The 25,669-nt window shown below is 68.2% G+C and carries 20 protein-coding genes and 1 tRNA gene; 6 read left to right on the top strand and 15 right to left on the bottom strand.

Annotated features, from left to right (window positions below; all coding sequences use genetic code 11):
- Positions 1-7: 7 nt before the first annotated feature.
- Positions 8-2,305: a spermidine synthase gene (locus BSP_RS10930; RefSeq protein ID WP_054765911.1), complete on the bottom strand. Its 2,298-nt coding sequence runs from the start codon at positions 2,303-2,305 to the stop codon at positions 8-10.
- Positions 2,306-2,345: 40 nt separating this feature from the next.
- Here BSP_RS10930 and BSP_RS10935 point away from each other — a divergent pair, with 40 nt between their 5' ends.
- Together BSP_RS10935 and BSP_RS10940 are read left to right on the top strand one after the other, a co-directional pair.
- Positions 2,346-2,837, top strand: a complete 492-nt coding sequence (locus tag BSP_RS10935; protein WP_152950346.1) for a CinA family protein — start codon at positions 2,346-2,348, stop codon at positions 2,835-2,837.
- The gene (locus tag BSP_RS10940) at positions 2,834-3,061 is read left to right on the top strand and encodes a sulfurtransferase TusA family protein (protein ID WP_054765913.1); all 228 of its coding nucleotides are present in this window, start codon (positions 2,834-2,836) and stop codon (positions 3,059-3,061) included. The genes BSP_RS10935 and BSP_RS10940 overlap by 4 nt, the downstream gene beginning before the upstream one ends.
- A gap of 10 nt (positions 3,062-3,071) precedes the next feature.
- Here the strand turns inward: BSP_RS10940 and BSP_RS10945 are convergent, their stop codons facing one another.
- Positions 3,072-3,935: a YihY/virulence factor BrkB family protein gene (locus tag BSP_RS10945; RefSeq protein WP_182713208.1), complete on the bottom strand. Its 864-nt coding sequence runs from the start codon at positions 3,933-3,935 to the stop codon at positions 3,072-3,074.
- 284 nt (positions 3,936-4,219) lie between these two features.
- On the opposite strand from BSP_RS10945, the gene BSP_RS10950 reads away from it, so the two are divergent.
- Positions 4,220-5,527, top strand: coding sequence for a diguanylate cyclase domain-containing protein (locus BSP_RS10950; protein WP_054765914.1), 1,308 nt, complete (start codon positions 4,220-4,222; stop codon positions 5,525-5,527).
- A 5-nt stretch (positions 5,528-5,532) separates the two neighbouring features.
- On the opposite strand, the gene mfd is transcribed toward BSP_RS10950, so the two are convergent.
- Positions 5,533-9,000: a transcription-repair coupling factor gene (mfd, locus tag BSP_RS10955; protein ID WP_152950348.1), complete on the bottom strand. Its 3,468-nt coding sequence runs from the start codon at positions 8,998-9,000 to the stop codon at positions 5,533-5,535.
- Positions 9,000-9,329 (bottom strand): succinate dehydrogenase assembly factor 2, encoded by a 330-nt coding sequence (locus BSP_RS10960; RefSeq protein ID WP_152950349.1) that lies wholly within the window; start codon positions 9,327-9,329, stop codon positions 9,000-9,002. The genes mfd and BSP_RS10960 overlap by 1 nt, the downstream gene beginning before the upstream one ends.
- 145 nt (positions 9,330-9,474) lie before the next feature.
- On the opposite strand from BSP_RS10960, the gene recG reads away from it, so the two are divergent.
- Both recG and BSP_RS10970 read left to right on the top strand, forming a co-directional pair.
- A complete protein-coding gene (gene recG, locus BSP_RS10965) occupies positions 9,475-11,562 on the top strand; it encodes an ATP-dependent DNA helicase RecG (RefSeq protein WP_152951123.1) in 2,088 nt (695 codons plus the stop codon).
- A gap of 77 nt (positions 11,563-11,639) precedes the next feature.
- Positions 11,640-13,253: an NAD(P)/FAD-dependent oxidoreductase gene (locus BSP_RS10970; RefSeq protein WP_152950350.1), complete on the top strand. Its 1,614-nt coding sequence runs from the start codon at positions 11,640-11,642 to the stop codon at positions 13,251-13,253.
- A gap of 1,101 nt (positions 13,254-14,354) precedes the next feature.
- Here the strand turns inward: BSP_RS10970 and BSP_RS10975 are convergent.
- The 5 genes from BSP_RS10975 to BSP_RS10995 are packed head-to-tail and all read right to left on the bottom strand — an operon-like array spanning position 14,355 to position 18,376.
- Complete coding sequence (locus BSP_RS10975) at positions 14,355-15,149, bottom strand: MBL fold metallo-hydrolase (protein WP_152950351.1); 795 nt, start codon at positions 15,147-15,149, stop codon at positions 14,355-14,357.
- Positions 15,146-15,928 carry a TatD family hydrolase gene (locus BSP_RS10980; protein WP_152950352.1) on the bottom strand — a complete coding sequence of 261 codons (783 nt, stop codon included), beginning with the start codon at positions 15,926-15,928 and terminating at the stop codon, positions 15,146-15,148. The genes BSP_RS10975 and BSP_RS10980 overlap by 4 nt, the downstream gene beginning before the upstream one ends.
- Positions 15,928-16,920 (bottom strand): DNA polymerase III subunit delta', encoded by a 993-nt coding sequence (locus BSP_RS10985; RefSeq protein WP_054765920.1) that lies wholly within the window; start codon positions 16,918-16,920, stop codon positions 15,928-15,930. The genes BSP_RS10980 and BSP_RS10985 overlap by 1 nt, the downstream gene beginning before the upstream one ends.
- Entirely contained in the window at positions 16,917-17,549 is a 633-nt protein-coding gene (tmk, locus tag BSP_RS10990; RefSeq protein WP_152950353.1) for a dTMP kinase, read from the bottom strand. Before tmk ends, BSP_RS10985 begins: the two co-directional genes overlap by 4 nt.
- A gap of 38 nt (positions 17,550-17,587) precedes the next feature.
- Complete coding sequence (locus BSP_RS10995; RefSeq protein ID WP_054765922.1) at positions 17,588-18,376, bottom strand: septal ring lytic transglycosylase RlpA family protein; 789 nt, start codon at positions 18,374-18,376, stop codon at positions 17,588-17,590.
- A gap of 110 nt (positions 18,377-18,486) precedes the next feature.
- On the opposite strand from BSP_RS10995, the gene BSP_RS11000 reads away from it, so the two are divergent.
- A tRNA-Ser gene (locus BSP_RS11000) sits at positions 18,487-18,576 on the top strand.
- A 789-nt stretch (positions 18,577-19,365) separates the two neighbouring features.
- Here the strand turns inward: BSP_RS11000 and BSP_RS11005 are convergent.
- The 6 genes from BSP_RS11005 to kdpC form a co-directional block, all read right to left on the bottom strand.
- The gene (locus BSP_RS11005) at positions 19,366-19,995 is read right to left on the bottom strand and encodes an AlpA family transcriptional regulator (protein WP_335337461.1); all 630 of its coding nucleotides are present in this window, start codon (positions 19,993-19,995) and stop codon (positions 19,366-19,368) included.
- Positions 19,988-20,257, bottom strand: a complete 270-nt coding sequence (locus BSP_RS11010) for a hypothetical protein (protein WP_054765923.1) — start codon at positions 20,255-20,257, stop codon at positions 19,988-19,990. Before BSP_RS11010 ends, BSP_RS11005 begins: the two co-directional genes overlap by 8 nt.
- Positions 20,251-20,790 (bottom strand): lytic transglycosylase domain-containing protein, encoded by a 540-nt coding sequence (locus tag BSP_RS11015; protein WP_227975930.1) that lies wholly within the window; start codon positions 20,788-20,790, stop codon positions 20,251-20,253. Before BSP_RS11015 ends, BSP_RS11010 begins: the two co-directional genes overlap by 7 nt.
- A gap of 913 nt (positions 20,791-21,703) precedes the next feature.
- Positions 21,704-22,393, bottom strand: coding sequence for a response regulator (locus BSP_RS11020; protein ID WP_054765924.1), 690 nt, complete (start codon positions 22,391-22,393; stop codon positions 21,704-21,706).
- Complete coding sequence (locus BSP_RS11025) at positions 22,393-25,080, bottom strand: sensor histidine kinase KdpD (protein WP_152950354.1); 2,688 nt, start codon at positions 25,078-25,080, stop codon at positions 22,393-22,395. The genes BSP_RS11020 and BSP_RS11025 overlap by 1 nt, the downstream gene beginning before the upstream one ends.
- Complete coding sequence (gene kdpC, locus BSP_RS11030; protein ID WP_152950355.1) at positions 25,081-25,659, bottom strand: K(+)-transporting ATPase subunit C; 579 nt, start codon at positions 25,657-25,659, stop codon at positions 25,081-25,083.
- Positions 25,660-25,669: the final 10 nt, after the last annotated feature.

Consider the following 25,669-nt stretch of genomic DNA (forward strand, 5'->3'; position numbering starts at 1 on the left):
GGCGCCTTCAGCGCGCGGCCAGCCGCATCTGCCGCACCAGGGCTCCGAACAGGTTCACGTAGTCGTCTGTCCACGGCCGCACCTCCGTGGGCGACAGCCTGCGCCAGCGCGGATCTTCGCGATAGGGCGCCAGGGCCGCTTCGCTCTTGCCGATCACCAGAGCCTCGGTCGAGGATTCCGCCATCAGCGGCGCGTCCGACCGTTCCCGATAAATCTGGTGAAGAGCCGGCGCCCCCAGGGCCGCGGCCGCCGCCTCGGCCGGCAGGGTGATGTCCAGATTGCGGTTGGACAGGTGCAGCACCACCACCCCGTCCGGCTTCAAAAGCCGCAGATAGCCGGCGATGGCCTCCTGGGTCAGCAGATGGGTCGGTACGGCGTCGGAGCTGAAGGCGTCGATGATCAGCAGGTCATAGGAACCGGCGGCCTCCCGCGCCATGGTCAGTCGGGCGTCGCCCAGCACCGTCCGGATCGGTCCTTCGGCGCAACCATTGATGAAGCTGAACCAGCGCGGATCGCGCGACAGCCTATCCACCATCGGGTCGATCTCGAAAAAGCTCATCTGGTCCTGGCGGCGCTTATAGGCCGCCATGGCCCCCGAGCCCTGGCCCACGACCCCGATCCGGGCGCCGTCCGGCCGGTGCGCCTGGGCCATCAGGGCCGCCTGCCCCAGAGGCGTCGCCGTGGCGTAATAGAGGGTTGGCGAGCAACGGTGCGGTTCCGACTGCGCCTGGGCGCCGTGCAGGGTGGTGCCGTGCATCAGCACATGAACCGGTCCCCCCAGACCCGCGACGTCGGTATCGGCCACACGCATGACCCCGAAGAAGCTGCGCTCCGTCAGGGCCCAGTCATAGCCCCGCGCGACATGGTAGCCGGACCAGACCATGGCTCCCAGAACGACGGTGAACATGATCGCCCGGTCCCTCAGCAGGAAGGCGAACAGGGCGGCGACGCCGATCACCGCCTGGGCGATCCGCACCAGTTCGGCGTCCGGGACGACCGCGCGAATGTCGGGGGCGTAGCGCACCAGGGCCAGACCCAGCGGTCCGGCAAGGGCGACCAGGCCCCCGATCACACAGGCGATGATCTCCCATCGCCGCACCTCGCCTTCGCCCCATGGCCGCAAAAGGCCGACGGCGACCAGCGCCAGCGGATATTCCCAGACCATGTTGAAGATCAGGGGCGCAATCAGGGCGTTGAAGACGCCGCCCAGGACGCCGCCCAGCGACAGCAGCAGATAGAATTCCGTCAGCCGGCCCGGCGCAGGACGCCGCTCGGCCATCCGCTGATGGCACATCAGGGCGCAGAAGAAGAAGGCTGTCAGATTGACGACGAAGACGAACAGCCACTCCGTGGTCCGAAAGGCGACCAGGGCGCAGCCGGCCGCCAGCACCCCCGCCTGGATCGCCAGCGTCAGGGGGAGCGGCAGGACCGGTCGGTTCTGAAAGGCGATGACAAAGGTCAGCAGATAGAGGGCCAGAGGAATGACCCAGAGGAAGGGCGCAGAGGCCACGTCGGTCGACAGATGCGCCGTCACACCCAGCATCAGGCTCGACGGAACGGCCGCCAGCAGGATCAGCAACCCCTTCTCGCGCCAGGCGATCAGCGGCCCCGCCTCCAGGGGCGCGGGCTCTGCCGCCGCACCCGTTCGGACCCCGCGGCCGGACCAGGCCAGGGCGCCCAGGCCGGCGACCATCACCAGGAACAGACCATAGCCCAGGCTCCAGCCCAGGCGCTGGAGCGAAAGACTGGCCAGGGGTTCGATCAGGACCGGATAGGCCAGCAGGGCCAGAAAACTGCCCAGGTTCGAAGCGGCATAGAGGACATAGGGGTTCTTCGCGTCCGCCTGGCCCGCCCGCGCCCGCGCATACCAGGCTTGAAGCAGGGGCGCGGTGGCCGAAAGAATGGCGAAGGGGGCCCCGATCGAGAGGGTCAGGGTCGCCAGAAGCCAGGCCGTGGGCGCGTTTGGATCGGGATCGCCCAGGACGCCGCTGATCCGCAGGGGCAAAGACAGGCCTGCGGCCAGCAGAAGCGCCAGATGAACCAGCACCTGAAGCCGCATCGACCCGATGCGCTGCAGGGCGTGGGCGTAGCCGTAGCCGGCCAGCAGCGCGGTCTGGAAGAAGACCATGGCGGCGTTCCACACCGACGGCGATCCGCCCAGGCTGGGCAGGATCAGCTTGGTCGCCATCGGCTGAACGACGAAGACCAGACAGGCCGAGGTGAAGACGGCCAGCGCGAACAGGAGAGGCGTCAGCCGCCCAGGGTTCGGGCGCGCCGCGCTTTCGGCTTGAACCACATCGGTCATGGTGCTGGTTAGAGCGGGACTCGCGGCCTATGGAAAGCGCATGTTCTCACAAGACATCCTGCGACTGGCGCAACAGATCGTCGCAACCGCGGCCGAGCGGGGCCTGATGATCGCCACGGCGGAAAGCTGCACCGGCGGCCTGGTCTCCGCCGTCCTGACGGCCGTCCCCGGTTCATCTGCGGTTCTGGATCGCGGCTTCGTCACCTACAGCAACGCCGCCAAGCAACAGATGCTGGGCGTGCCGGAGGCGACCCTGATCGCCCACGGCGCCGTCTCCGAGCCGACGGCCCGCGCCATGGCCGAAGGCGCCGCAGCCCAGTCGAACGCGAGCGTCAGCGTCTCCGTCACCGGAATTGCGGGGCCGGGCGGCGGCGGCCCGGACAAGCCGGTCGGCCTGGTCCATTTCGCGGCCCTGGGTCCGGGCGGGCTGGTCCACAGGATGGAGCGGTTCGGCGACCTGGGGCGCGACGCGGTCCGGATGGCGGCGCTCAGGGTCGCCTTGGAGATGTTGGCGGAGCGAGCCGCATCGTGACCGAACCCGTCGTCGTCGACGCCCGAGGCCACCGCTGCCCGGCGCCCAGCCTCAGGCTGCAAAAGGCCATGGCCGGGGCGGCGGCCGGCGCCCGTTTCGTCCTTCTGGCGACCGACCCTATGGCGCGCATCGACGCGCCGTTTCTAATGGCTCAGAAGCAGGGCCGCGTGATTTCGATCGAAGAGGTCGACGGCGTCCTGCGCCTTCTGGTCGAAGCGGGCTGAGTTTTCGACCCTAGGTCCGCGACCGCGTGCGGCGGCTGGCCCGCCGTTCCGACAGATCGACCACATCCGCCGCGGCGGAGGCCCTGCGCGCCTGTTCCGCCCTCTCGGCCCCGGCGGCGATCTCCATCTCGGTCGCGAAGGCGCCGCCGTAGAAGATGGCGTTGACGTTCCAGGACAGCCAGATCAGCAAAACCACCACGGCCCCGACCGAGCCATAGGTCGCTCCCAGAGGCGCGATCTGTTCGACATAGATGGCGCAGAGCCAGGATGAGACCACCGACATCAGGGTGGCCACCAGCCCTCCGGTGATCGACGGCAGCCAGGCCACCGGCGTCCGGTGACTCATGGCGTAGCGATAGAGCAACGTCAGCCCCACCACCAGGCCCAGGGCGGGCAGCAGGGCGTCGAGCGGCATCAGACCCGCATTGTCCCCCCTCGCCCCCGGCGAGGCGGCATGGGCCAGAATCCGCGCCGTCACCACGGCGCCGGACACGACGGTGAACAGGGCGAAGGCGAATATGGCGACGAAAAAGGCCAGTAGATTGAATTTGAAGAAGCCGTGAGGCTCAGTCTCATCGTGAATGAGATTAAGTCCCGCCAGCAACGCCTTGAACCCTCGATGGGCGGCGTAGGCGCCGACGAACAGGGCGAAGGCGCTCTGGGCCGAGACGGTCCGGGCGGAAGCCTTGGCCAACCGGGCGATCTCGTCGTGAAAAATGGTCTGGGCCGCGCGCGGCAACAGGTCGGACAGGGCGGCGGCCTGGGCGCTGACCTCATTGATCGACAGGCCCAGCTTATAGACGCCGATCAGGATGGCGATGGCCGGAAAGACGGCCAGAAGGGCGAAGAAGGAAACGCCCCCCGTGTAGAGCATGACGTCCCGGCCCCAGCTGCGGGTGAAGGCGCGCACGGCCAGACCGCCCCAGAAGCCGGGCGCCTTCAGAACCGATCGGGTCAGCTGATCGCTCAATCCGGTCCCCACAACCGTTACAACAAACCCCTAGACTTAAAGGATTCTGGAACGGGGGAAAGCCCTGTCGACGCACCTGCCTTTAAGGGCGGCCTGCGAAGGCGATAGTCCTTTATAAAATGCGTCGCGCTATGGTGGTCCGCCTCGCATGCGGCTATGGCCCCAGCGACCGATGGGGAGGGACTGGCTTGGCATTCGACGCGCGCGTTTTGATCCTGGCGGCTCATGACGCCCGTATCGGGCCGCTCGCCGCCGGCCTGGACGCGCTTGGCTGGACCACCGTCACCGCCCGCGATGTCGGCTCGGCCGAGGCGACGCTTCAGGACCTGCCGCTCGAAGCCGCCGTGATCGACTTTGATTCCCTGACGCCGGACGCGGCGGTCCGACTGCGCGCGGCGGCCCAACCGCGCCGCCTGTCCATCATGGTGGTCGGCGCAGCCCCCGACTCGGTCGAGGGCGCCGATGTCGCCATGTCGGTTCCGCCGCACCCGGCCCAGGCCGCCCTGCGTCTCGAACAGCTCGGCCGCGCCGCCATCGCCGAGGAAGAGTTTCACCTGCGGGTCGCCACCTTCGGCCTGCGGGGCATCAGCCTGGCCGCCGACCCCGGCGCGGCGGCGCCTCTGCGGATCCTGGCGGCCGGGGTTGCGGACCGTCGCTTCCTGGCCCTGTCCAACGCCTTGACCTCTGCGGGGGCCGAGGTGGTGGCGGCGCCCACCCCTTACACCGCCTTCGACTATCTGCATGAGACCCTGTTCGACGCCGCCATATTGTGGGGCGCAAAGGATCACACTCCGGCTCTGTCGATCGCCGCAGGCATGAAGCGCAACACGCGCCTGTATCATATTCCGCTGATGCTCTATCTGCGTGGCGCCGACGAAATCAGCCTGAACGAACTGTTCAATCGGGGCTTCGCCGACGTCGCCTCGACCGAAACGCCGGAGCAGGAGACGGCGGAGCGGGTCCTGGCCATGGCCGGCGCCCACCGCCGCCACCTGACCATCAGAAAGGCGCTGGATTCGGTCCGCAGTCTGGACCTGATGGACGCCTCCACCGGCCTGTTCACGCCCGAACTCTTCGCCGCCCACCTGGGTCGGGTCGCCGAGGCGTCTCGCGTTCGCAAACGTCCCCTGTCCGTCTGCGTTCTCAGGGTGCGCGAGACCGAGCCCGTCACCTGGGCGCGCCAGGGCGGCTGGCTGGACCGGGCCATGCCCCAGATCGGCGCCATGGTCTCGCGCCTGGTTCGGGTCGAGGATACGCCGGCCCGTCTGGCCAAGGAGGTCTTCGCCCTGGCCCTGCCCGCCACGCGCGGCGAGGCCGCTCGCCTGGCCGCCGAACGGATCGCCGCCGTCATCGGCTGCACCGCCTTCGACGCCGGCCCCGACCGCTCGCCCTTCGTCGCCGAATTCGACGTCGGCGCCGCCGAAATGCGCCCCGGCGAATCCGCCGGCGCCCTCCTCGAACGCGCCTCCGCCGACCTGTTCGACAAGACGCGGTAGGGCCCTTACGCCCCCGCCACCCGCGCCAGATCGGCCGTGATCCGCTCCGCCACCTTCAGCCGGTCTTCGGCCGTCGGCCAGTCCCCCGTCACAACGATCTTCTGATCGGGCCGGATCTTCCAGAAGGCGTGGTTCTTCTGGATCAGGCCGACCAGTCCGACCGGATTGGGGAAGCTGTTGTCGCGCAGGGTCAGCACCGCGCCGCGCGGCCCGATGTCGATCTTCTCGATACAGGCCCGGCGGCAGTTCGACTTGATGCCGACGATCTTCAGCAGTTGCTGCGCCTCGTCCGGCAGGGGTCCGAACCGGTCGATCAGTTCGGCGGCCAGGGCTTCGCGGTCCTCGGCCCGTTCGGCGTCGGACAGGCGGCGATACAGGCTCAGACGAACGTTCAGGTCCGGGACGTATTCCTCTGGAATCAGGACGGAAGCGCCGACGTTTATCGACGGCGACCAGCCGCGATCCACATTCAGCCCCTCGCCCTTTTCGCGCAGTTCGGCGACCGCGTCCTCCAGCATCTGCTGGTACAGCTCGACCCCCACCTCGCGGATATGGCCCGACTGTTCGTCGCCCAGCAGATTGCCGCCGCCGCGCTGGTCCAGGTCGTGGCTGGCCAGCTGGAAGCCGGCGCCCAGATTGTCCAGCGACTGCAGCACCTGCAGCCGACGCTCGGCCGACAGGGTCATCGGCTTGACCGGATCGGTGGTCAGATAGGCGAAGGCCCGGGCCTTGGATCGGCCCACCCGGCCCCGGATCTGGTACAGCTGGGCCAGGCCGAACATGTCGGCCCGGTGCACGATCAGGGTGTTGGCCGTCGGAATATCCAGCCCGCTCTCGACGATGGTGGTCGAGACCAGGACGTCGTACTCCCCCTCGTAGAAGGCGCTCATCACCTCCTCGAGCTGGGTCGCCGACATCTGGCCGTGGCCGACCACGAACTTGATCTCCGGCACCTGTTCGCGCAGGAATTTCTCGATGTCCGGCAGGTCCTTCAGGCGCGGCGCGACATAATAGGCCTGCCCCCCGCGATATTTCTCGCGCAGCAGGGCCTCGCGCACCAGCACCGGGTCCCACGGCGTCACATAGGTCCGCACCGCCAGGCGATCGACCGGCGGGGTGGCGATGATCGACATCTCGCGAATGCCCGACAGGGCCATCTGCAGGGTGCGCGGGATCGGGGTGGCGGTCAGGGTCAGCAGATGAACGTCGGCGCGCAGGGTCTTCAGCTTTTCCTTGTGCTTGACGCCGAAGTGCTGCTCCTCGTCCACGATCACCAGGCCCAGGTCGCGGAAACCGACCTGTTCGGCCAGGACCGCATGGGTGCCGACGACGATCTCGACCGAGCCGTCCTTCAGCCCCGCCCGCGTTTCGGTCGCCTCCTTGCCCGTCACCATCCGCGACAGCTGGCGCACCTTGACCGGCCAGCCGGCGAAGCGTTCGGTGAAGGTCTTGTAGTGCTGGCGCGCCAGCAGGGTAGTCGGCGCCACCACCGCCACCTGTTTGCCGGTCATGGCCACGACGAAGGCGGCGCGCAGCGCCACCTCGGTCTTGCCGAAGCCCACGTCGCCGCAGATCAGGCGATCCATCGGCGTGCCCTTGCCCAGGTCCTCCAGCACGTCGCCGATGGCGTTCAGCTGGTCGTCCGTCTCCTCATAGGGGAAGCGGGCGCAGAATTCGGCGAACAGGCCCGGCGCCGGCGTCACCGCCTCCGTCTCGCGCAGCGCCCGCTTGGCGGCCAGGGCGATCAGACCCTCGGCCATGGCGCGCAGCCGTTCCTTGGCCTTGGCCTTCCTCGCCTGCCAGCCGGCGCCGCCCAGCCTGTCCAGCTGCACCCCGTCGGCGTCCGTGCCGTACCGGGTCAGAAGATCAATGTTTTCAACCGGCAGATAGAGTTTGCTGTCACCGGCGTACAAGAGCTCCAGGCAGTCGTGCGGCGCCTCCTGGATGTCCAGGGTCTTCAGCCCCTCGTACCGCCCGATGCCGTGATCCAGGTGGACCACCAGGTCGCCGGTGGTCAGGGCCGAGGCCTCGGCCAGGAAGTTGGAGGCCCGACGCTTCTTCCTCGGCCGCGCCAACCGGTCGCCCAGGATGTCGGTCTCGGAGATGACGGCGACCTCGTCCGTGACGAATCCATGCTCCACCGGCAGGACGCCCCGCAAATACAGGTCCTTGGGCGCGGTCTGGACATCGGCCCAGTCGCGCACGGCGACGATATGATCCAGGCCGTGGTCGCCCAAAAGGGTCGCCAGGCGCTCCGACGAGCCCTCGGTCCACGAGGCGAACAGCACCCGACGCCCCTCGGCCTTCAGCGCCTGGGCATGGGCCGCGACCGCCTCGAACAGGTTGACGCTGTCCTGTGATCGCTCGGCCGCGAAGGTTCGTCCCAGCCGTCCGCCCGCGTCTTCGCCCCCGCCCGTAAAGGGCGTGAGCCGCCGCACCGACCGGCCGGCCAGAGCCTGGTTCCAGTCGCCGGCGTCCATATAGAGGCACTGCGGCGGCAGGGCGCGATTGGCGGCCGCATGCCCCCCGCCCTTGCCTTTCTGCGCCTTGGCCGCCTCGGCCCGCGCCTCATAGGCGTCGACGATCAGATCCCACCGCTCGGCCCGCGCGCTTTCGGCCTGATTGTCCAGAAAGACCTGCGCCTGATCCGGCAGATAGTCGAACAGGCTGTCCAGCCTTTCGTAGAACAGCGGCAGCCACTGCTCCATGCCCTGCCGCCGCGCGCCCTCGCTGATGGTCGCGTACAGGGGATCGTCGCCCGGCGCCCCGAACAGCTTCAGATAGCCGGTGCGGAAGCGCGATATGGCGTCCGCATCCAGCAGGGCCTCCGACACGGGCGCCAGGGCCACCGCCGTCATCTGGCCGGTAGAGCGCTGGGTCTCAGGGTCGAAGGTGCGGATCGATTCCAGTTCGGACCCGAACATGTCCAGCCGCACCGGCTCCTCGAAGCCCGGCGGATAGACGTCCACCACCCCGCCCCGCACCGCGAACTCACCCCGCTCCGACACGGTCGAGGCGCGGACATAGCCGTTGGCGGCGAAATACCGCTCCAGCGCCTGGATATCCAGATCGCGGCCGACCCTGGTCTCGAACCCGGCCTGGGTCGTCACCGACTTCGGCGGCGTCCTCTGCATGGCCGCACCGACCGTCGTGACCACCAGAACGGGCGCGTCGCCGGTCTTGCGCTGGGCCAGGCGCGTCAGGGTCGCCATCCGCTGGGCGGCGATCCCCGCCGTCGGGCTCAGCCGGTCATAGGGCAGACAGTCCCAGGCCGGATATTCCAGAATTTCGATATCTTGCGAGAAGAATCGGAACGCCTGAACAAAGCCGCCGGCTCGCTGATAGTCGCGCGCGACAAAGACCCCGACCCCGCCGTCGGCCTTGATCCGCTCCGCCACGACCAGGGCGTCCAGACCTTCCGGCGCGCCGCCCAGATCGGCGTCGGTCCGGCGCACAATCACCTGCTGATCCATCAGCCGATGCCCTTGCCGACCTCGGCGGCCACATGCTCGCGCATGAAGGCCCGCACCTTGGCCATCACCGGCGTCTCGACCTCGGGCGGCGTCGGGTCACGTTCGATGATCCAGCCGTAGAGCCACTGATCCTCCTCGTCGATCAGCAGTTCCAGCTGGTCCAGCTCGGCGTCCGTCAGCGTCGGCGCCACCTGGTCCGAGAACGGGCCCAGCACCATGTCGGCCTCGCGGAAACCGCGCCGCCAGGACCGGAACTGGATCCGGCCCAGCCGCTGTTTCCGCTCCAGGGCCGCTTGGTCGCCACTGTCATCTTGGGGGATTTCGGTCACAAGCAATCCTGGCCCGGCAAGGTTGAAGGACGTTCAAGCCGCGATCCACCGCGTGGCGAGCCTTGGCGTCCTAAAATGGAAGAAGCGCAGATAGCGTTCCTGAACGGACTTCGCCACCCGTCATGGTCACGCTATGTTCACGGCGATGCGTCCGCAGATTCTTTTCCCCCTGTTCGCCGAGGTCTCCAGCCTGAAGGGCGTGGGCCCCCGCGTCCTGCCCCTGGTGCAGAAGGTGGCGGGGCCGCTGGTGCGCGACCTGGTCTTCCTCAGCCCCTCGGGCGTCATCGTGCGCCGGCCGATGGAGGCGGCGACCGCCGTGGACGGCGAGGTCGGCATCTTCGAGATCGTCATCGACCGCCTGTTCATCCCCAGCCGCCCCGGCGCCCCGCTGAAGGTCCGCGCCAGCGACGCGACGGGCTTTGTTCACCTGGTCTGGTTCGGCGGCTCGCCCCAGCATATCGACCGGCTGCTGCCGCGCGGCGAGACCCGGCTGGTCTCGGGCAAGGTCGAGCGGTTCAACGGCGAGGTCCAGATCGTCCATCCGGACATCGTCACGCCCGACAAGGCCGCCGACATCCCCGCCTCCGAACCCGTCTATCCGGCGACGCAAGGCTTGACCTCGCGCCAGCTGCGCAAACTGGTCCAGGCCGCCCTGCCCGCCGCCCCCGACCTGCCGGAATGGCAGGACCCTGCCTGGCTGAAGAAGCAGAACTGGCTGTCCTGGCGCGAGGCGCTGGACGCCCTGCACGCCCCGACGGGCGAGCCCGACCTGTCGCCCGACGCCCCCGCCCGCCAGCGCCTGGCCTATGACGAATTCCTCGCCCACCAGCTGGCCCTGGCCCGCCGTCGCCGCGCCCGGGAGATCAAGCCCGCCCCCGTCATCGCGCCCGGCGCCGCCTCCGACTGCCTGCTCCAGGCCCTGCCCTTCACCCTGACGGGCGCCCAGGCCCAGGCCGTCGCCGAAATCCGTCGCGACCTGGCCTCCGGCAAACAGATGGGCCGGCTGCTTCAGGGCGACGTCGGTTCGGGCAAGACCGCCGTCGCCGCCCTGGCCCTGGCCGACGCGGCCTCCAGCGGTTTCCAGTCCGCCCTGATGGCCCCGACCGAAATCCTGGCCCGCCAGCATTATGAAAAGCTCGGTCCCCTGCTGGAGGCGGCCGGCGTCGCCTCCGTCCTACTGACCGGCCGCGACACCAACGGCCAGAGACGCGAGAAACTGGCTGCCCTGGCCTCCGGTCACGTCCAGGTCGCCATCGGCACCCACGCCCTGTTCCAGGACGCCGTCCGTTTCGACCGCCTCGCCCTGGCCGTCATCGACGAACAGCACCGGTTCGGCGTCAGCGAGCGCCAGCGGCTCCAGGCCAAGGGCGATCCGCGCCTGGGCGCCGTCCACCTGCTGACCATGTCGGCCACCCCCATCCCCCGCACCCTGGAACTGACCCAGTACGGCGAGCTGGAGGTCAGCCGCCTGATGGAGAAGCCGCCGGGCCGCACCCCCGTCACAACCGCCGTCGTCCCCCTGGCCCGCATCGGCGAGGTCGCCGCCCGGCTGAAGACGGCGCTGGACGCCGGCGCACAGGCCTATTGGATCTGCCCCCTCGTCGCCGAATCCGAGGCCATAGACCTCGCCGCCGCCGTCGACCGCGCCGACGACCTGCGCCGCCTGCTGGGGGTCGAGGTCGGCCTGGCCCACGGCCAGATGCCCGGCGCCGAGCGCGAGGCCGTCATGGCCGACTTCGCCGACGGCCGCATTCCCCTGCTGGTCGCCACCACGGTGGTTGAGGTCGGGGTCGACGTGCCCAACGCCTCCATCATGGTCATCGAACACGCCGACCGTTTCGGCCTGGCCCAGCTGCACCAGCTGCGCGGCCGCGTGGGTCGCGGCGCAAAGGCCAGTTCCTGCATCCTGCTGTACGGCGGCCAGGACGGCGCTCTCGGCGAAACCGCCAAGGAACGCCTCGAAACCCTGCGCCGCACCGAGGACGGCTTCGTCATCGCCGAGGAAGACTTCCGCCTGCGCGGCGGCGGCGACCCCCTGGGCCTGAAACAGAGCGGCTTCCCCGCCTACCGCTTCGCCGACCCGATCCGCCACCGCGCCCTGATGCTGGCCGCCGCCGACGACGCCCGCCTGATCCTGAACCGCGACCCCGACCTGGCGTCCGAGCGCGGTCAGGCGGTTCAGGTGCTGGAGGAGTTGTTCGACTGGAAGGGGCATAAGGCGGGGTCGGATTGAAGGGGCGCCGCGCCCACGTCCGTGATCCTGGACCTTGCGCCTAGGATCCAAAGACTCGACCGGCTAGAACGCCCCGGATGTTGCGCCTGTCAGAACTCAAACTGCCCCTCGACCACCCGCCGGAGGCCTTGCCCGCCGCGATCGCCGCCCGGCTGGGCGTGCCGCCGCACGATCTTGTCTCCTGGTCGATATGGAAGCGGGCGCACGACGCCCGCCGGAAATCCGCGATACTGAAAGTCTACATCCTCGACGTCGAGGTGAGGGATGAAGCGGCGGTGCTGGCCCGCCTTGCAGACGACGTGCACGTGGCGCCGACGCCGGACGTCGCCTATCGCCCGGTCGCCGTCGCCCCCAGCACCGAGCGCCTTCGGCCGGTCGTGATCGGGGCCGGGCCGTGCGGCCTGTTCGCCGGGCTGATCCTGGCCGAGATGGGGTTCAAGCCGATCATCCTCGACCGCGGCAAGGTGGTTCGGCAGCGGACCAAGGACACCTGGGGCCTGTGGCGGAGCAGCAAGTTGGACCCGGAATCCAACGTGCAGTTCGGCGAGGGCGGCGCGGGCACCTTCTCCGACGGCAAGCTCTACAGCCAGATCAAGGATCCGCGTTTCCTGGCCCGCAAGGTGTTGACCGAATTCGTCGCAGCCGGGGCGCCGGAGGAAATCCTGACCGAGGCCCACCCGCACATCGGCACCTTCCGCCTGGTGACCATGGTCGAGGCCATGCGCGAGAAGATCGAAAAGCTGGGCGGCGAATACCGCTTCGAGCACCGGGTCACGGACATCGATCTCGACAAGGGCGTCCTTCGGGGCGTGCGCCTGCACACTGGCGAGACGCTGGAGGCCGATCACGTGGTCTTCGCCATCGGCCACTCGTCGCGCGACACCTTCCAGACCCTCTACGAGCGCGGCGTCCATATCGAGGCCAAGCCGTTCTCGATCGGCTTTCGCATCGAGCATCCGCAGTCGTGGATCGACAAGGCCATGTTCGGCCCCTGCGCCGGCCACCCTGACCTGGGCGCGGCGGCCTATTCGCTTTCGCACCATTGCTCGAATGGCCGCACCGTCTACAGCTTCTGCATGTGCCCGGGCGGCACGGTGGTCGCGGCCACCAGCGAGCCAGGCCGAGTCGTGACCAACGGCATGAGCCAGTATTCGCGCAACGAGCGCAACGCCAACTCCGGCTTCGTGGTCGGCATCTCGCCCGAGGATTATCCCAGCGACCATCCGCTGGCGGGCATCGAACTGCAACGGGATCTGGAGACCCGCGCCTATGCGGCCGGCGGCGGCGACTATTTCGCGCCGGGCCAGCTGGTCGGCGACTTCCTGGCGGGCCGCCCCTCGACCACGCTGGGCGAGGTCGTCCCCAGCTATAAACCGGGCGTGCGCCCGACCGACCTGGCGCCCCTGATGCCCGACTATGTGATCGCCGCCATGCGCGAGGCCCTGCCCGTCTTCGGCCGCAAGATCGCCCGCTACGACGACGCCCAGGCGGTTCTGACGGGGGTCGAAACCCGCAGTTCATCCCCGATCCGAATGACCCGCGGCGCCGACTTCCAGAGCTTGAACGTGCGCGGTCTCTTCCCTGCCGGCGAAGGCGCCGGCTACGCCGGCGGCATCCTGTCGGCCGCCGTCGACGGCATCAAGGTCGCCGAAGCCGTCGCCCGGTCGATGGTGGCGGAGGGGACGGCGTAGATCGGTCGAACCCAGACAGCGCCCACCGTCAGTTTTTTGGATGCCCGTGGCCGGCTCACGATCCACGGCGGACGGGTTGAGAAGGCCAAAGGCGTCAGGTCGTTGGAGCGTCGGCTATTCGGGCCTGTACGCGAGACCGATCCCGACCCATTGCGGACACTGCGCCTAAGGCTATGGTCGAGCAATGCGAGGGAAACCAAGAGCGGGAAAGCGTGCCGCCCTTCTTTTGGGTGGGGTGCTCATTGCGGTTATCATGGCCCTTGGTCTGGCGATCACGCCTGCCCCAAGCCCAGACGTTGCCGATGAGATTGATCGGCTGCTCGAACAAGACCCGTGCGTTGGTTCAACTGCTCGGTGGCCGTCCCGCTACTACGTGTGGGAAAGGCCCGCGTGGTCAACAAGGGAGCCGCGGATCGATTTCTTGTGGCTCCTGAGTGGTCCGTGGTTTGGCTCAGACACGTCGAGGGTCAACGTTCGCTTCCACGAAAATGCGTCGCCTGACATGTATCTTCCGGGCCGTCATTTACTTCGGGCCGATCAGGAAGTGATGTGGCTCGATAGCTCGAACGACAAGTTCGTGTTCGGAACCTATGATGTCCAGACACGAAAGTTCATCGATTTGACCTGCGGACCGAACTAACCCGGAAAGTCTGCTTCCCACCCCGAACAGATGTCCCGAACGTCCGCTTTCCAGCGCGGCTCTGCTAAATGCAAATGCGAGGAGAGCGGTTCGTATAGATGAACCAAGGAAGGCAAACGAAGGTCACCTCCCCCAATTTGTCGAACTGAAGCTAATCCTTTCAACACCCTAACGCGTCCGAACGGCCATCGACCAAGCACGCATCCAGACCGTGCTAACCTCGTCGTCCGGTCTTTGACATCAGGCGCGCGCCGCAGTCCGCCTGCGCCGTCCGCTCCCCATCAACGCCCCAGTCGTCGCCCCTGGCGCGTTTGGCGCCTTTGGCACGGTTGTCACCCTGTTTTCGCGCCAAACCGACCGGCCTCAGACGATCATAAGGCGCAGCCGTCGCCCACGGCCCATTTGGCGGTTTGGCGGTTTGGCGGTTTGTCACCCTGTTTTTACGACAAGCCTGCCAAAACTCAGCCGATCATGCAGGTCCAGCCGTCGAACCCGACCTCGACATTGGCCGGAACAATCGCCGACAGCTCCTTGTAATCCATGTCGATATGCAGGTTCGTCAGCACGGCCCGCTCGACGTCCGCCGCCGCAATCCACTCCAGCGTCCGGTCCAGATGGGCATGGGTCGGATGGGGGGTGTAGCGCAGGGCGTCGACGATCCAGACCTGGCAACCCGCCACCGCACGGATCGCCGCGTCGTCCAGGTCCGAGACGTCGCTGGAATAGGCCATGTCGCCCAGCCGATAGCCGACCGACCGGATCGGCCCGTGCCCCTGATCGAAGGTCACGACCGGGATCGCGCCCCCCGGCCCCTCCACCGACCAGGCCGTCCCGTGCGGCGGAATGACCTGGGCGTCCAGCAGCGGCGGATAGCCGAACTTGCTCTCGAAGATATAGTCGAACCGGTGCGACAGGGACGTCAGGGTCGCCTCATCCATCCAGGCCGGGATCCGCTTGCGCGCCCGCGTCGCGAAGGTGCGCAGATCGTCGATCCCATGGGTCTGATCCGCATGGTCGTGGGTATAGAGGACCGCGTCGATATGCCGGGTCCCGCTGGCCAACATCTGTTCGCGCAGGTCGGGCGAGGTGTCGATCAGGATGTTGGTCGTCCCCTCCGGCCCCGTCTTCCGCGCCAGCATCGAGCAGCGCGTCCGCCGGTTCCTCGGCTCGGCCGGGTCGCAGACGCCCCAGTCGCCGTCGCCCCGCGGCACCCCGCCCGAGGATCCGCTGCCCAGGATGACGACTTCGAAGCTCATGCCGATCTCGGTATCCGATCAAAGAGGCCGAAGAAGGCCTCGGTGGTTCTCTGGTCCGCCTCCTGGGCGCTCCAGCCCCGGATCTCGGCCAGCTTGTCCAGCACATGGCGGATATAGGCCGGCTCGTTGCGCCGCCCCCGATGCGGGATGGGCGCCAGATAGGGGCAGTCGGTCTCGACGATTATACGCTCGGCCGGCATGTCGCGGATCACCGCCCGCACATCCTCGGCCGCCTTGAAGGTGGCGATCCCTGAAACCGAGAACCAGGCCCCCAGTTCCGCTGCGATTCCCGCCAGTTCCGCCCCGCTGGTGTAGCAGTGCATCAGCATCTTGAACGGCCCGGCGGCGTACTCCTCCTTCAGGATCGCCCCCATGACCTCATCCGCCTCGCGGGTGTGGATCACCAGCGGCAAGCCCGTCTCGCGCGCCGCCGCCACATGCCGGCGGAACACCGCCGCCTGGATCTCGCGCGGGCTGAAGTCATAGTGGAAGTCCAGCCCGCACTCCCCGATCCCCACCACCTTGGGCCGCTGCGCCAGCTCCACCAGGGTCGCCGCCGTCAGTTCCGCCGCATCCTTGGCCTCGTGCGGATGGACCCCGACCGTGCACCAGATGTCGTCGTTGGCCATGGCGATCCCGTGGGTCGCTTCAAAGGTGGTCAGCTTGTCGGAGATCTCGACCATCAGAGCGACCCCGGCCTCGCGCGCCCGGGCGATCACCGCGTCCCGGTCTTCGTCGAACTGGGGGGCGTGCAGGTTCACATGGCTGTCGATCAGCATCAGCCTCTCCGTTCCTCTTGCGCCTGAACCCGTTTCAGGTCGGCCAGCGCCCCGGCCAGGACATCGCCCCGGTCCAGGTTCAGCCCGGCCGCCCGCTCCGGCAACGGCTGCAGCCGCTCCCACAGCTCGGCCCAACGGTTGCCGAAGCCGGGCGCACTGTTCAGGGCCCGCATCCGCACCGCCGCGATTAGCCGGTCCATCAGGATGTCGAACCGCTCCTGGCCTTCCGCGCCCCGGAACCTGTCGGCGACGGCCAGGGCCTCGGCCCGGTCCACATCGCCCTCGACCCAGCGCCGCGCCAACTGGTCCATCTCGAAGGTCGCCCCCGACGCCAAGGCCAAGGCCGCGCCGGGCGATCCGCCCGCCATGGCCGCCGCGTGCTCGGCCGCCTCCGGCTCGGCCCCCGTGCGGTTCCGCACCAGGGTCTCCAGCCGCTCCTGGCTCCAGATCGGGAAGCTCAGCCGCCGACAGCGCGAACGGATCGTGGCCAGCAGGCGCCCAGGGGCGTGGGTCACCAGGAACAGCACGCCCCGCTCGGGCGGCTCCTCCAGAACCTTCAGCAAGGCGTTGGCCGCATTGATGTTCAGGTCATCGGCCGCATCGATGATCGCCACCCGGTGCTGGGCCTGGGAAGGGCTCTTGGAAAAGAACTCGGGCAGGTCGCGCGACTGATCGACCGAGATCGACTTCTTGGTCTTGCCCCCCTCGACCATCCGTTCCAGCACCAGCAGGTCGGGATGGGACTGGGCCGAGATCAGCCGGCTGACCGGATCGTCACGCCGCGCCCCCAGCGGCCCCCGCCCTGGATCGGCCGCCGCCCCCAGCAGCCGCCGCGCCGCGCGATAGGCGAAGGTCGCCTTGCCCGTCCCCTCGACCCCGCACAACAGCCAGGCGTGGTGCAGCCGCCCCCGCTCCCAGGCGTCCAGAAAGGCCGCCTCGGCCGCCGCGTCGGGGACCAGGTCGAACCGGTCGCGCGGGTGGTCCTCGCTCACAGCAGCCGGTCCTGCACCGCCCGCCAGACCCGCGCCTCGACCTCGTCCGGTGAACCCACGGCGTCGATGAGCACGCACCGATTAGGGTTGGCCTCGACGATGCGCAGAAAGCCCTCGCGCAGCCGCTGATGAAACTCCAACCCCTTGGACTCGAACCGCGTCTCGAACAGGCCGCGCCCGAACGCCCGCTCCAGCCCCACCTCGACCGGCAGGTCGAACACCAGGGTCAGATCCGGCTGATCGTCTCCGACCACGCCCGCATCGATCTGTTCGATAAAGCTCTGGGCGACGCCCCCGCCCGCGCCCTGATAGGCTCGACTGCTGTCGGCGAACCGGTCGCACACCACCCAGTCGCCCGCCGCCAGCGCCGGCCGAATGGTCCGCTCCAGGTGATCCGAGCGCGCGGCGTACATCAGCAGGGTCTCGGTCATGGCCGACCAGGGCTCGGCGTCGGTGGCCACGACGAGGTTGCGGATCACCTCCGCCCCCTTCGATCCGCCCGGCTCGCGCGTGCGGACCACCTGGCGGTCGCCCAGAACGGGCTGCAGCCGCTCGACCAGCCGCCCGACCTGAGTCGACTTGCCGGAGCCTTCTCCGCCTTCGAAGCTGATGAATTTCCCACGGGTCACGGGCGCACTAATGGCGTCCGCAGCGCGGGAGGCAAGCCTTAGCCGCCGGATATCAACAGAGCGTCCGCATATCCGCGCGCCACGACCGCCTGTCGCGCGGTCTCGGCCGCATTGGCGTCGCCCCAGGGACCGACCAGAACGCGGTACAGTCCGCCGGTCTCGTCCACGGTCGCCCGCTCGCCCAGCCTCCGCGCGATCCGCCGGGCGCTGTTCTGATCCCTGAACGCCCCGGCCTGGACCCAGAAGCCGCCGCCCGCGCCGACCGGGGCTTCGGCCGAGGTCGAGGGAGCGGGGGCCGCCGCCTCGGCCCTGAGCACAGCGCCGCCGCCCAGTCGCGGCGCCCGGCCGAGATAGCGAACCCGCACCCGCCCCACGCCTTGCCGCAGCAGATCCAGCTCCTGCGCCGCGCCTCGCGACAGATCGATGATTCGCCCATCGACGAACGGCCCGCGATCATTGACCCGCACCACGATCCGGCGCCCATTCTCCAGATTGGTGACCTCGACCAGGCCCGGCAGCGGCAGGGTCTTATGCGCCGCGGTCAGCTGGCGCATGTCGAACCGTTCGCCGGTCGAGGTCGGCCGACCGTTGAAGGCGTCGCCGTACCAGGAGGCCAGACCGACCTCGTCATAATCCGGCTGTTCCTTGGGCGTGTACCACCGCCCGCGCACCTGATAGGGCCGCATCGTGCCCGACACGATCGGGGCCGGGTCCCTGACCACGGGCGCGGCTCCGCCGCCTCGCCCGCCGCCCAAGGTCGAACAGGCCGCCAGCAGCGAGAACAGCCCCAAAACCAGGCCGCTCCGGATCCACTGTCCAACTCGCATCGGCACGCCTCGTCACACCCGTCCAAAAACAGGATGACCGAAGACATTTCCGCTTTGGTTAATGGGGCGTTCGCCTGCTATGGCGTCCGCCCGACCGGGCGATCCGGCAAGGAAGTGTGGCCGAGTGGTTTAAGGCACTGGTCTTGAAAACCAGCGACGGTGCGAGCCGTCCGTGGGTTCGAATCCCACCGCTTCCGCCATTCGCATTAATTTTATTACGCAAATTCTAGCTTTTTCTATACGCCCACCTAAACACCCGCCTATCACAACACCGCTTCAGATGGCTTTTCAGGGCGTTCGAGGTGTGTTCGGTTATCTCCAGTTTCGCCTGGTCCGGGAGTTCTGTCTCACTTCCACAGCGGTTTCAGCCGCGATTCGGCGATATGCCCGAACCATCTCAGGCGAAGAGAGAACGAGAGTCCGCCAAGCACGCAGCACTGTCGTCAGCCGGATCGCGCCGTCTCCTTAATCGACCCTCGCCATCATCCAGCGACGAAAGGCGTCGGCGCCCGCTTGTGCCCCGAAGTGAATCGTGTCGGCCATGGCGTAGAACCAGCTCGTCCCCAGCCTGCTAATCAGCCACCTACCCAGCGAGCGCTCACGACTGGCCCGCGATCGGGCAAGCGGAGCGAAGTCATGCGGGACCATTCGTTCGGCGTCAGCTGTTTGCATCGGCCGCGATAGATCGTGCTTGCCTTGGCTGTCGATTGGCCACTTCGCCTTTCCAACAGATCCTGACCGCCTCGGGTCGGTAGCGCGAACTCCATAGACGCGGGGGAGCGTCATCAGTGATCCCGAAATGCCGGACCGAGTCCGCACCATGTCGATCATTCCCACGTCATGGCGCGCCTCCACGCAGTGACGGAAATTAGGGATCACCTGAAGAGGTGGCGCCAGTCAGACGATACAGTCGAGGGCCCGCCCCGTAAGACCGTCGCCGCATCGACCGAGGCCTAAGTTGAGGTCGGGGCCAGAGTTGAAGATGAAGGCTAGAAGCCGAAGTCCGTCTGAACTGGATCCGGACCACGTGAACGTCGTCGCGGCTTGCGCGCCGCCACTGCGGGCGGCGTACACGGTGGAGGTGGAGGTGGCGTTGGGGATTGCGGCGGAACCGACCCCGTCGTCGCCGAACCGGGCGCCCGCTCGCGGGACGGACCGTTCTCCCGCGACGACAGTGGCATGCCCGGCAGACGCGGCGGGCTCGGCGGGCTCGGCGGGCTGAAACGCCGCTCGCCGCCCGGCGCTCGGCCGGGAACCGGTTCGGCGCCTCGCCTCGCCCTTTTCCAGGCGTTCAATTCGCTTTCCCGCCATCCGACCCGACCTGGGGACACGGGTATGGGCCAAGGGAAGAGTCCTGCCCGCTGCATGCGCAAGGCCGTCGTTCGGCTGAAGCCGACGAGGTTTTGAACCTCGGGCCAGAGCAAAAGCCGGTCATCCGGACCGCCGGGCTGGACGCCGTCGTCGTTTAACCGGAACGGGGTCGCCCGGCCTCTTGGAGGCGGAACCGGCGTCGATTCCGCGCGGTCGAGGATCACGTCCGTCACGATCCGCTCCCTCACCGCCTTCGGATGGGCGGAGAAGAGGTTGGGGCCGTCGGATCGGGGCGTCCGATCAGACACGGCGTCGGCTCTGGGCGGCGGCGGGGGCGCCGGTGCGGAGCCCCAATATCTGGGCCGCCGCCCAGGCTTCGAGCAGATTGCGGGGATAGAAGGGTTTTGAACGGACGTGGAGACACGGAGGTCCGTCCGACCGGGTGGACCAAAGCCGCGCCAGCGGGGCCGGCTTGAGCCGGATGCCCCGCTGCGCCAGGAAGGCGGAGGTCTCGGCGCGCGTCAGGAGCGCGCCCTCCTCCACCGCCGAAAACGCGGGCTCCGTCACCATTGGGAGCCTCCCGTAGGCTGGCATTGCTGGACGGTGAGGATCCGCCGGCCCGCCGTCAGGGCGGAGGTAGCAGCCCAGAACGCTCGCGACGTACTGGCGGGTTTCGGCGATGTCGGGGATCTGTCCGAGCCGGGCCACCCGGGGGGTCCGGCGTTGTAGGCGGCCAGAGCCAGCCGCACGTCGCCGAACCGGACGAGTTGCTGCGCCAGATAGGCCACGCCGCCGCGCACGTTCTCCTCCGGCTCCAAACGATTCGGAACTTGAAGATCGGCGGCTGTCCCGGGCATCAATTGGGTCAGGCCACAGGCGCCGGCGATCAAACAGGCCTCGGGTCGATAGGCGCTTTCAACAATGACGACGGCGTGAAGCAGCTTCTCGTCGAGGCCGTGTCGCCGCGCGGCGGCCTCCACAGCCGCCTGGTAAGGCTGGCTGAGCGCCGCGATCCTGTCGCTCAGCGCTTCGAACTCACCGACGCCCTCCCTGTCCTCAGACGAGAAGCCGAACAGTCCGCCGCCGGCGGCGGACCAGTCCACGGCCTGGGCCCGTGCCGGTCCAATGCCCATAGTCGGGCTGACGAGGCACAGGAGGAGGGCCGCGCGGCTGGCATACCTCACCACAGACGAACGTCCGGCTTGGCCACTCTGGCTGGCAACTGAGCGCCAACGGCGGTCATGTGGACTATGCCGGATAGAGGACATTCGCGCGGGGATCTGAGGCACGCTTTCGGGCGCGATGCATGCTTTTCAAACCCACCCTTAGCAGACATGACCGGGCCCGTTTCAGGCCCGGTCGAGAGTCACAGATCGATCTGCTCTGACATCTCCAGGGCGTCGTCCACCTCGATGCCGAGGTATCGGACAGTGCTCTCCAGTTTCCGGTGACCCAATAGGAGTTGGCAAGCCCGCAGGTTACCGGTCTCCTTGTAGACGAGAGACACCTTAGTGCGGCGGAGGCTGTGAGTTCCGTACCCTGCGATTCGAGGTCGATCATCCGAATCCATTGATCGACGAGCCGGGCGTCCTGTCGGGCGCCGATGTGCTGCCCCGGCCGGCTACGACTGGGGAACAGCCAGTCCTCATCGCGCTGACCCCGGACCTTTAACCAGGCAGCGATTGCGTCACGCGCGGCCTCTGTGATTTCGAACGGCACAGGCCTACCCGTCTTCTGCTGGATGACGAATGAGCGCTGGCGGAAGGCCCAGATGTGCTTTGGCTTGAGCGGCGCCTCGGGGCCGATCAGACCAGCCCGTGTTCCATGGCGCTTGGGTTGGATGAATAGGTCAGACTGGCGCATGGCCAACCTCCATTGAGGTCGCCTCCATGTGCGTTGCCATTCTATGACCACAGCAGCTCTCAGCGCCGTCGGCGGTCAGGTCTTTAACCCAAAGAGCATCTTCAGATAATCGCCATGGCGCCGCCGTCCCGCCTCGGCTACCGGTCGGCTGAATCAAGTGGCAAGCCGATACCCAATGCCTGGTTCGGTGACGAGCAAAGCGGGCTGGGCTGGGTCTTTCTCCAGCTTGTGCCGGAGTTGGCCGATCACGACACGCAGATACTGGACGTCGTGCAGGTGGCCGGCGCCCCAGACGGTCTTCAGCAGATCGACATGGCCCAGCACCTTGCCGGCGTTGCGCGCCAGATAGGCCAGGACGTCGTACTCCTTGGGCCGCAGCTTCACCCGCTCGCCGGCGCGGGTGACGATCCGGCGGTCCAGATCGATTATGACATCCTCCGCCGTGACCACCCCGCCAGCGACCGGCGTCAGCATGCCTTGGCGCAAGCCTGCGCGGATGCGCGCCAGCAATTCGCCGACGCCGAATGGCTTTTCCACATAGTCATTGGCCCCCAGGTCCAAGGCCGCAATTTTTTCCGCCTCGCGGTCGCGTGCGGACAGGATGATGATCGGTCCCTTGTAGAACTCACGCGCGCGGGTCAGCACGTCCTTGCCGTCCATATCGGGCAGGCCCAGGTCCAGGACCACGGCGTCGGGGTTCCACAGGGCGATGGCGCGCAGGCCTTCCTGTCCGCTGTCGGCGCGCTTGGGTTCATAGCCGGCGGCGTCGAGCGCAGGCGACAGAAACCGGTGGATTTGTGGTTCGTCGTCGATGACCAGAATCTGGGGGCGAACGGCGGTCATCACAGCAGATCCGGATGGGTGGCGATGGACTTGGGCAGGCTGATCAGAATTCGAGTTCCGCGCTTTTCACCGTCCGGTCCGTCCTGGATCGGGCTGGCGGCGGCGATGCGGCCGCGCATGGCCTCGACGAAGCCCTTGGCGATGGCGAGCCCCAGGCCGGCCCCTTTTGCACGGTCGGTGGATTCCTCCATACGCCGAAACTTGTCGAACACCCTTTCCAGCTCCGCAGTCGGGATGCCCCTGCCCTCGTCCTCGATGGAGATGACGACGGCGCCGCGATCCTCATAAGCCGCCAGTTCGATGGTCGTGCCGTCGGGGCTGTAGGCGATGGCGTTTTCCAGAATGTTGACCACCGCCTGTTCCAAGAGGCCCGGATCGGCCTCGACCATGCTGAGCTGGGCGGGAAAGTCTCGTGTGACCTTGCGCTGGCCCAGGCGGCGCGACACCCGGTCGGCGGCGGCGTTCAGGATGTCGCGCACATCGGTCCAGTCAGTGCGGACGTTCAGCCCGCCGCCCTCCAGCCGGGTCATGTCCAAAAGGTCGCCGACATAGCGCGACAGGCGCTCGGCCTCTTCTCGGATGCTCAGCAGCAGGTCGTCGCGGACCTCGGGCTTCAGGGTCGCACCATAGTCGATCAGCGTCGTCGCCGAGCCCAGGACGGTGGACAGGGGCGTGCGCAGATCGTGGCTGACCGAGTTCATCAGGGCGGCGCGGAAACGGTCGGCGCGGCGCAGAGTCTCAGTCTCCAGCGCCTGTCCCGCAAGGTCGGCGCGCTCCAGCGCAACGGCGCCCTGATCGAGCAGGGCCAGGGCCAGGCGCTCCTCGTCCGAACCGGCCGTCACGGCCGAGGCGTCGATGCCCGCCACCCCTGCCCGTCCCCGAACCCCCTGCAGGGGTTGGAACCGCCATCGGCTCTGCGGCAGGGTGCCGGTGCCGTGTCCGGCGACCTCGCCATGCATCCAGGCCCAGCGGGCGGCCGCCATGGCGTCGGCGCCCAGGGTCGCGCCTTCCGGACTGGCGGCCGCCGGGACGATGTCGTCTCCGTCCGGCAGCAAGACCACGGCTCCCGCACCCGCAGCGGCCGACGCCTGTTCGGCCAGGCTTAGAGCCGTGCCGGCGCGATCCTGGGCGGCAGACAGGGTCTGGCTGGCGGCCAGCAAGGCCGAGACGGCGGCGGCGCGCCTCTGGGCGGCGCGGGCCTGTTCGCGCACCCGCCCCGCCAGGGCCCCGGCGCCCAGGGCCACGGCCCAGAACAGCACCAGAGTGAGAAAGTCAGTCGGCGAGCCGATCAGGAAACTGTAGCGCGGCTGAAGGAACAGGAAGTTGTAGGTCAGAAAGGCCAGGGTCGCCGCCGCCAGGGCCGGGCGCAGGCCGTTCAACACCGCAGCCGCCACGACCGCCGCCAGATAGATGACGCCCAGATCGACCCGCTCGAACCGCGTGTCCAGCAGCAGGGCGACGCCCGTCGCCGCACCGATGGAGCCGGCGCTCGCGCTATAGGCGCGCCAATCCGCGCCGCCGCGCGGTCCCGCCCGCGTCGCCGGTTCGGGCGCCGCCAGATCGCCTTCGGTCACCACATGAACCGCGACGCCCTGGGCCTTGCGCAGCAGTTCGGTCGCCAGGGCCCGGCCGGTCCATTCGGCGAACCGCCCGCCTCGCGTCTTGCCGATGACGATCTGGGTGACGTTGTTGCGATGGGCGTGATCCAGAACGGCGCGCACCACGTCGTCGCCGCTCAGCGTCACCGGGCGCGCCCCCAGTTGCTCGGCCAGTTTGAAGGCCTCGGACAGGCGCGCCATGGAGCGAGCGTCAGAGCGCGAGCCCGACGGCCGTTCCACATGGGCCACCGACCAAGCGGCGTTCATCATCATGTCCGACATCCGTCGCCCGGTCCGCACCAGAGACGCGCTCATGGCGTCGCCGCCCACCAGGACCATGATCCGCTCGCTCGCCGCCCAGGGCCCGGACACGCCGCGGTCCCGCAGATGGGACAACAGCTGATCGTCCACCGTCTGGGCCGCGCGACGCAGAGCCAGTTCGCGCAGGGCCGTCAGATTCTCCAGCTTGAAGAAATTCTCGGACGCCGCCCGCGCCGTCTCGGGCACATAGACCTTGCCCTCGGCCAGGCGAGCGCGGAGGTCCTCGGGCGTGATGTCCACCACCTCGATGTCGTCGGCTTCGGTCAGGAGGCTGTCGGGCACCGTTTCGCGCTGCCGCACGCCGGTGATGCGCAGGATAACGTCGGAGAGGCTTTCCAGATGCTGGATGTTCAGCGTCGTCCAGATGTCGATCCCGGCGTCGCGCAGCTCTTCCACGTCCTGCCAGCGTTTTGGATGGCGAGAGCCCGGCGCGTTGGAATGGGCGTATTCATCGACCAGCAGCAGCCCGGGGCGGCGCGCCAGGGCGCCGTCGAGATCGAACTCCATCAGCGACCGCCCACGATGGTCGATCGGCGTGCGCGGCAGGACCTCCAGGCCGCGCAGCAAACTCATAGTCTCCTTGCGGCCGTGGGTCTCAACCAGACCCACGACGACATCCAGCCCCTCAGCCTTTCGCCGACGGGCGGCGCGCAGCATTTCATAGGTCTTGCCCACGCCGGGCGACATGCCCAGAAACACCTTCAGCCGCCCGCGCTTGCGGCGCGGAACGGCTGAAGTCGCGGGCGTTTCGGGCGCCGTCTCGGGCAATCAGCCCTCCGCGCCGAAGCGGGCGTCCAGCGCGCGATTGGTCATCAGGACATTGACCCGCGGCTGGCCGATGAAGCCGAGGAAGGCCCCCTCGGTCTGGCTGTCGATGATGCTCTGCACCTGCTGCACGGAAACGCCTCTGGCGCGGGCGATCCGCGCGGCCTGAAGCCGAGCGTAGGCCGGTGACACGTCCGGGTCGAGGCCCGAACCCGAGGTCGTCACCGCATCGGCGGGGATGACGCCGGGACCGTCCTCGGCGCGGATGGCCTGGGCGCTTTCGGCGACCCGCGCCGCCAGGTCCGGGTTCAACGGCCCCATGTTCGAGCCCGACGAGGCGGCGGCGTCATAGCCGTCGCCCGCAGCCGAGGGGCGCGGATGCAGATAGGTCGAACCCGCGAACGGCTGTCCGATCAGGGCCGAGCCAACGACCCGACCGCCGGCGTCGCGCACCAGGCTGCCGTTGGCCTGGCTGGGGAAGGCGATCTGGGCGATCCCCGTCACCGCCAGCGGATAAGCCAGCCCCAGCAGGAGGGTAAAAAGAGCCATCATCACGATGGCTGGACGCAGTTGGTTGACCATGGTCCTCGCC

This window comes from Brevundimonas sp. Bb-A (assembly GCF_009394735.1).
Classification (GTDB): Bacteria; Pseudomonadota; Alphaproteobacteria; order Caulobacterales; family Caulobacteraceae; genus Brevundimonas; species Brevundimonas aurantiaca.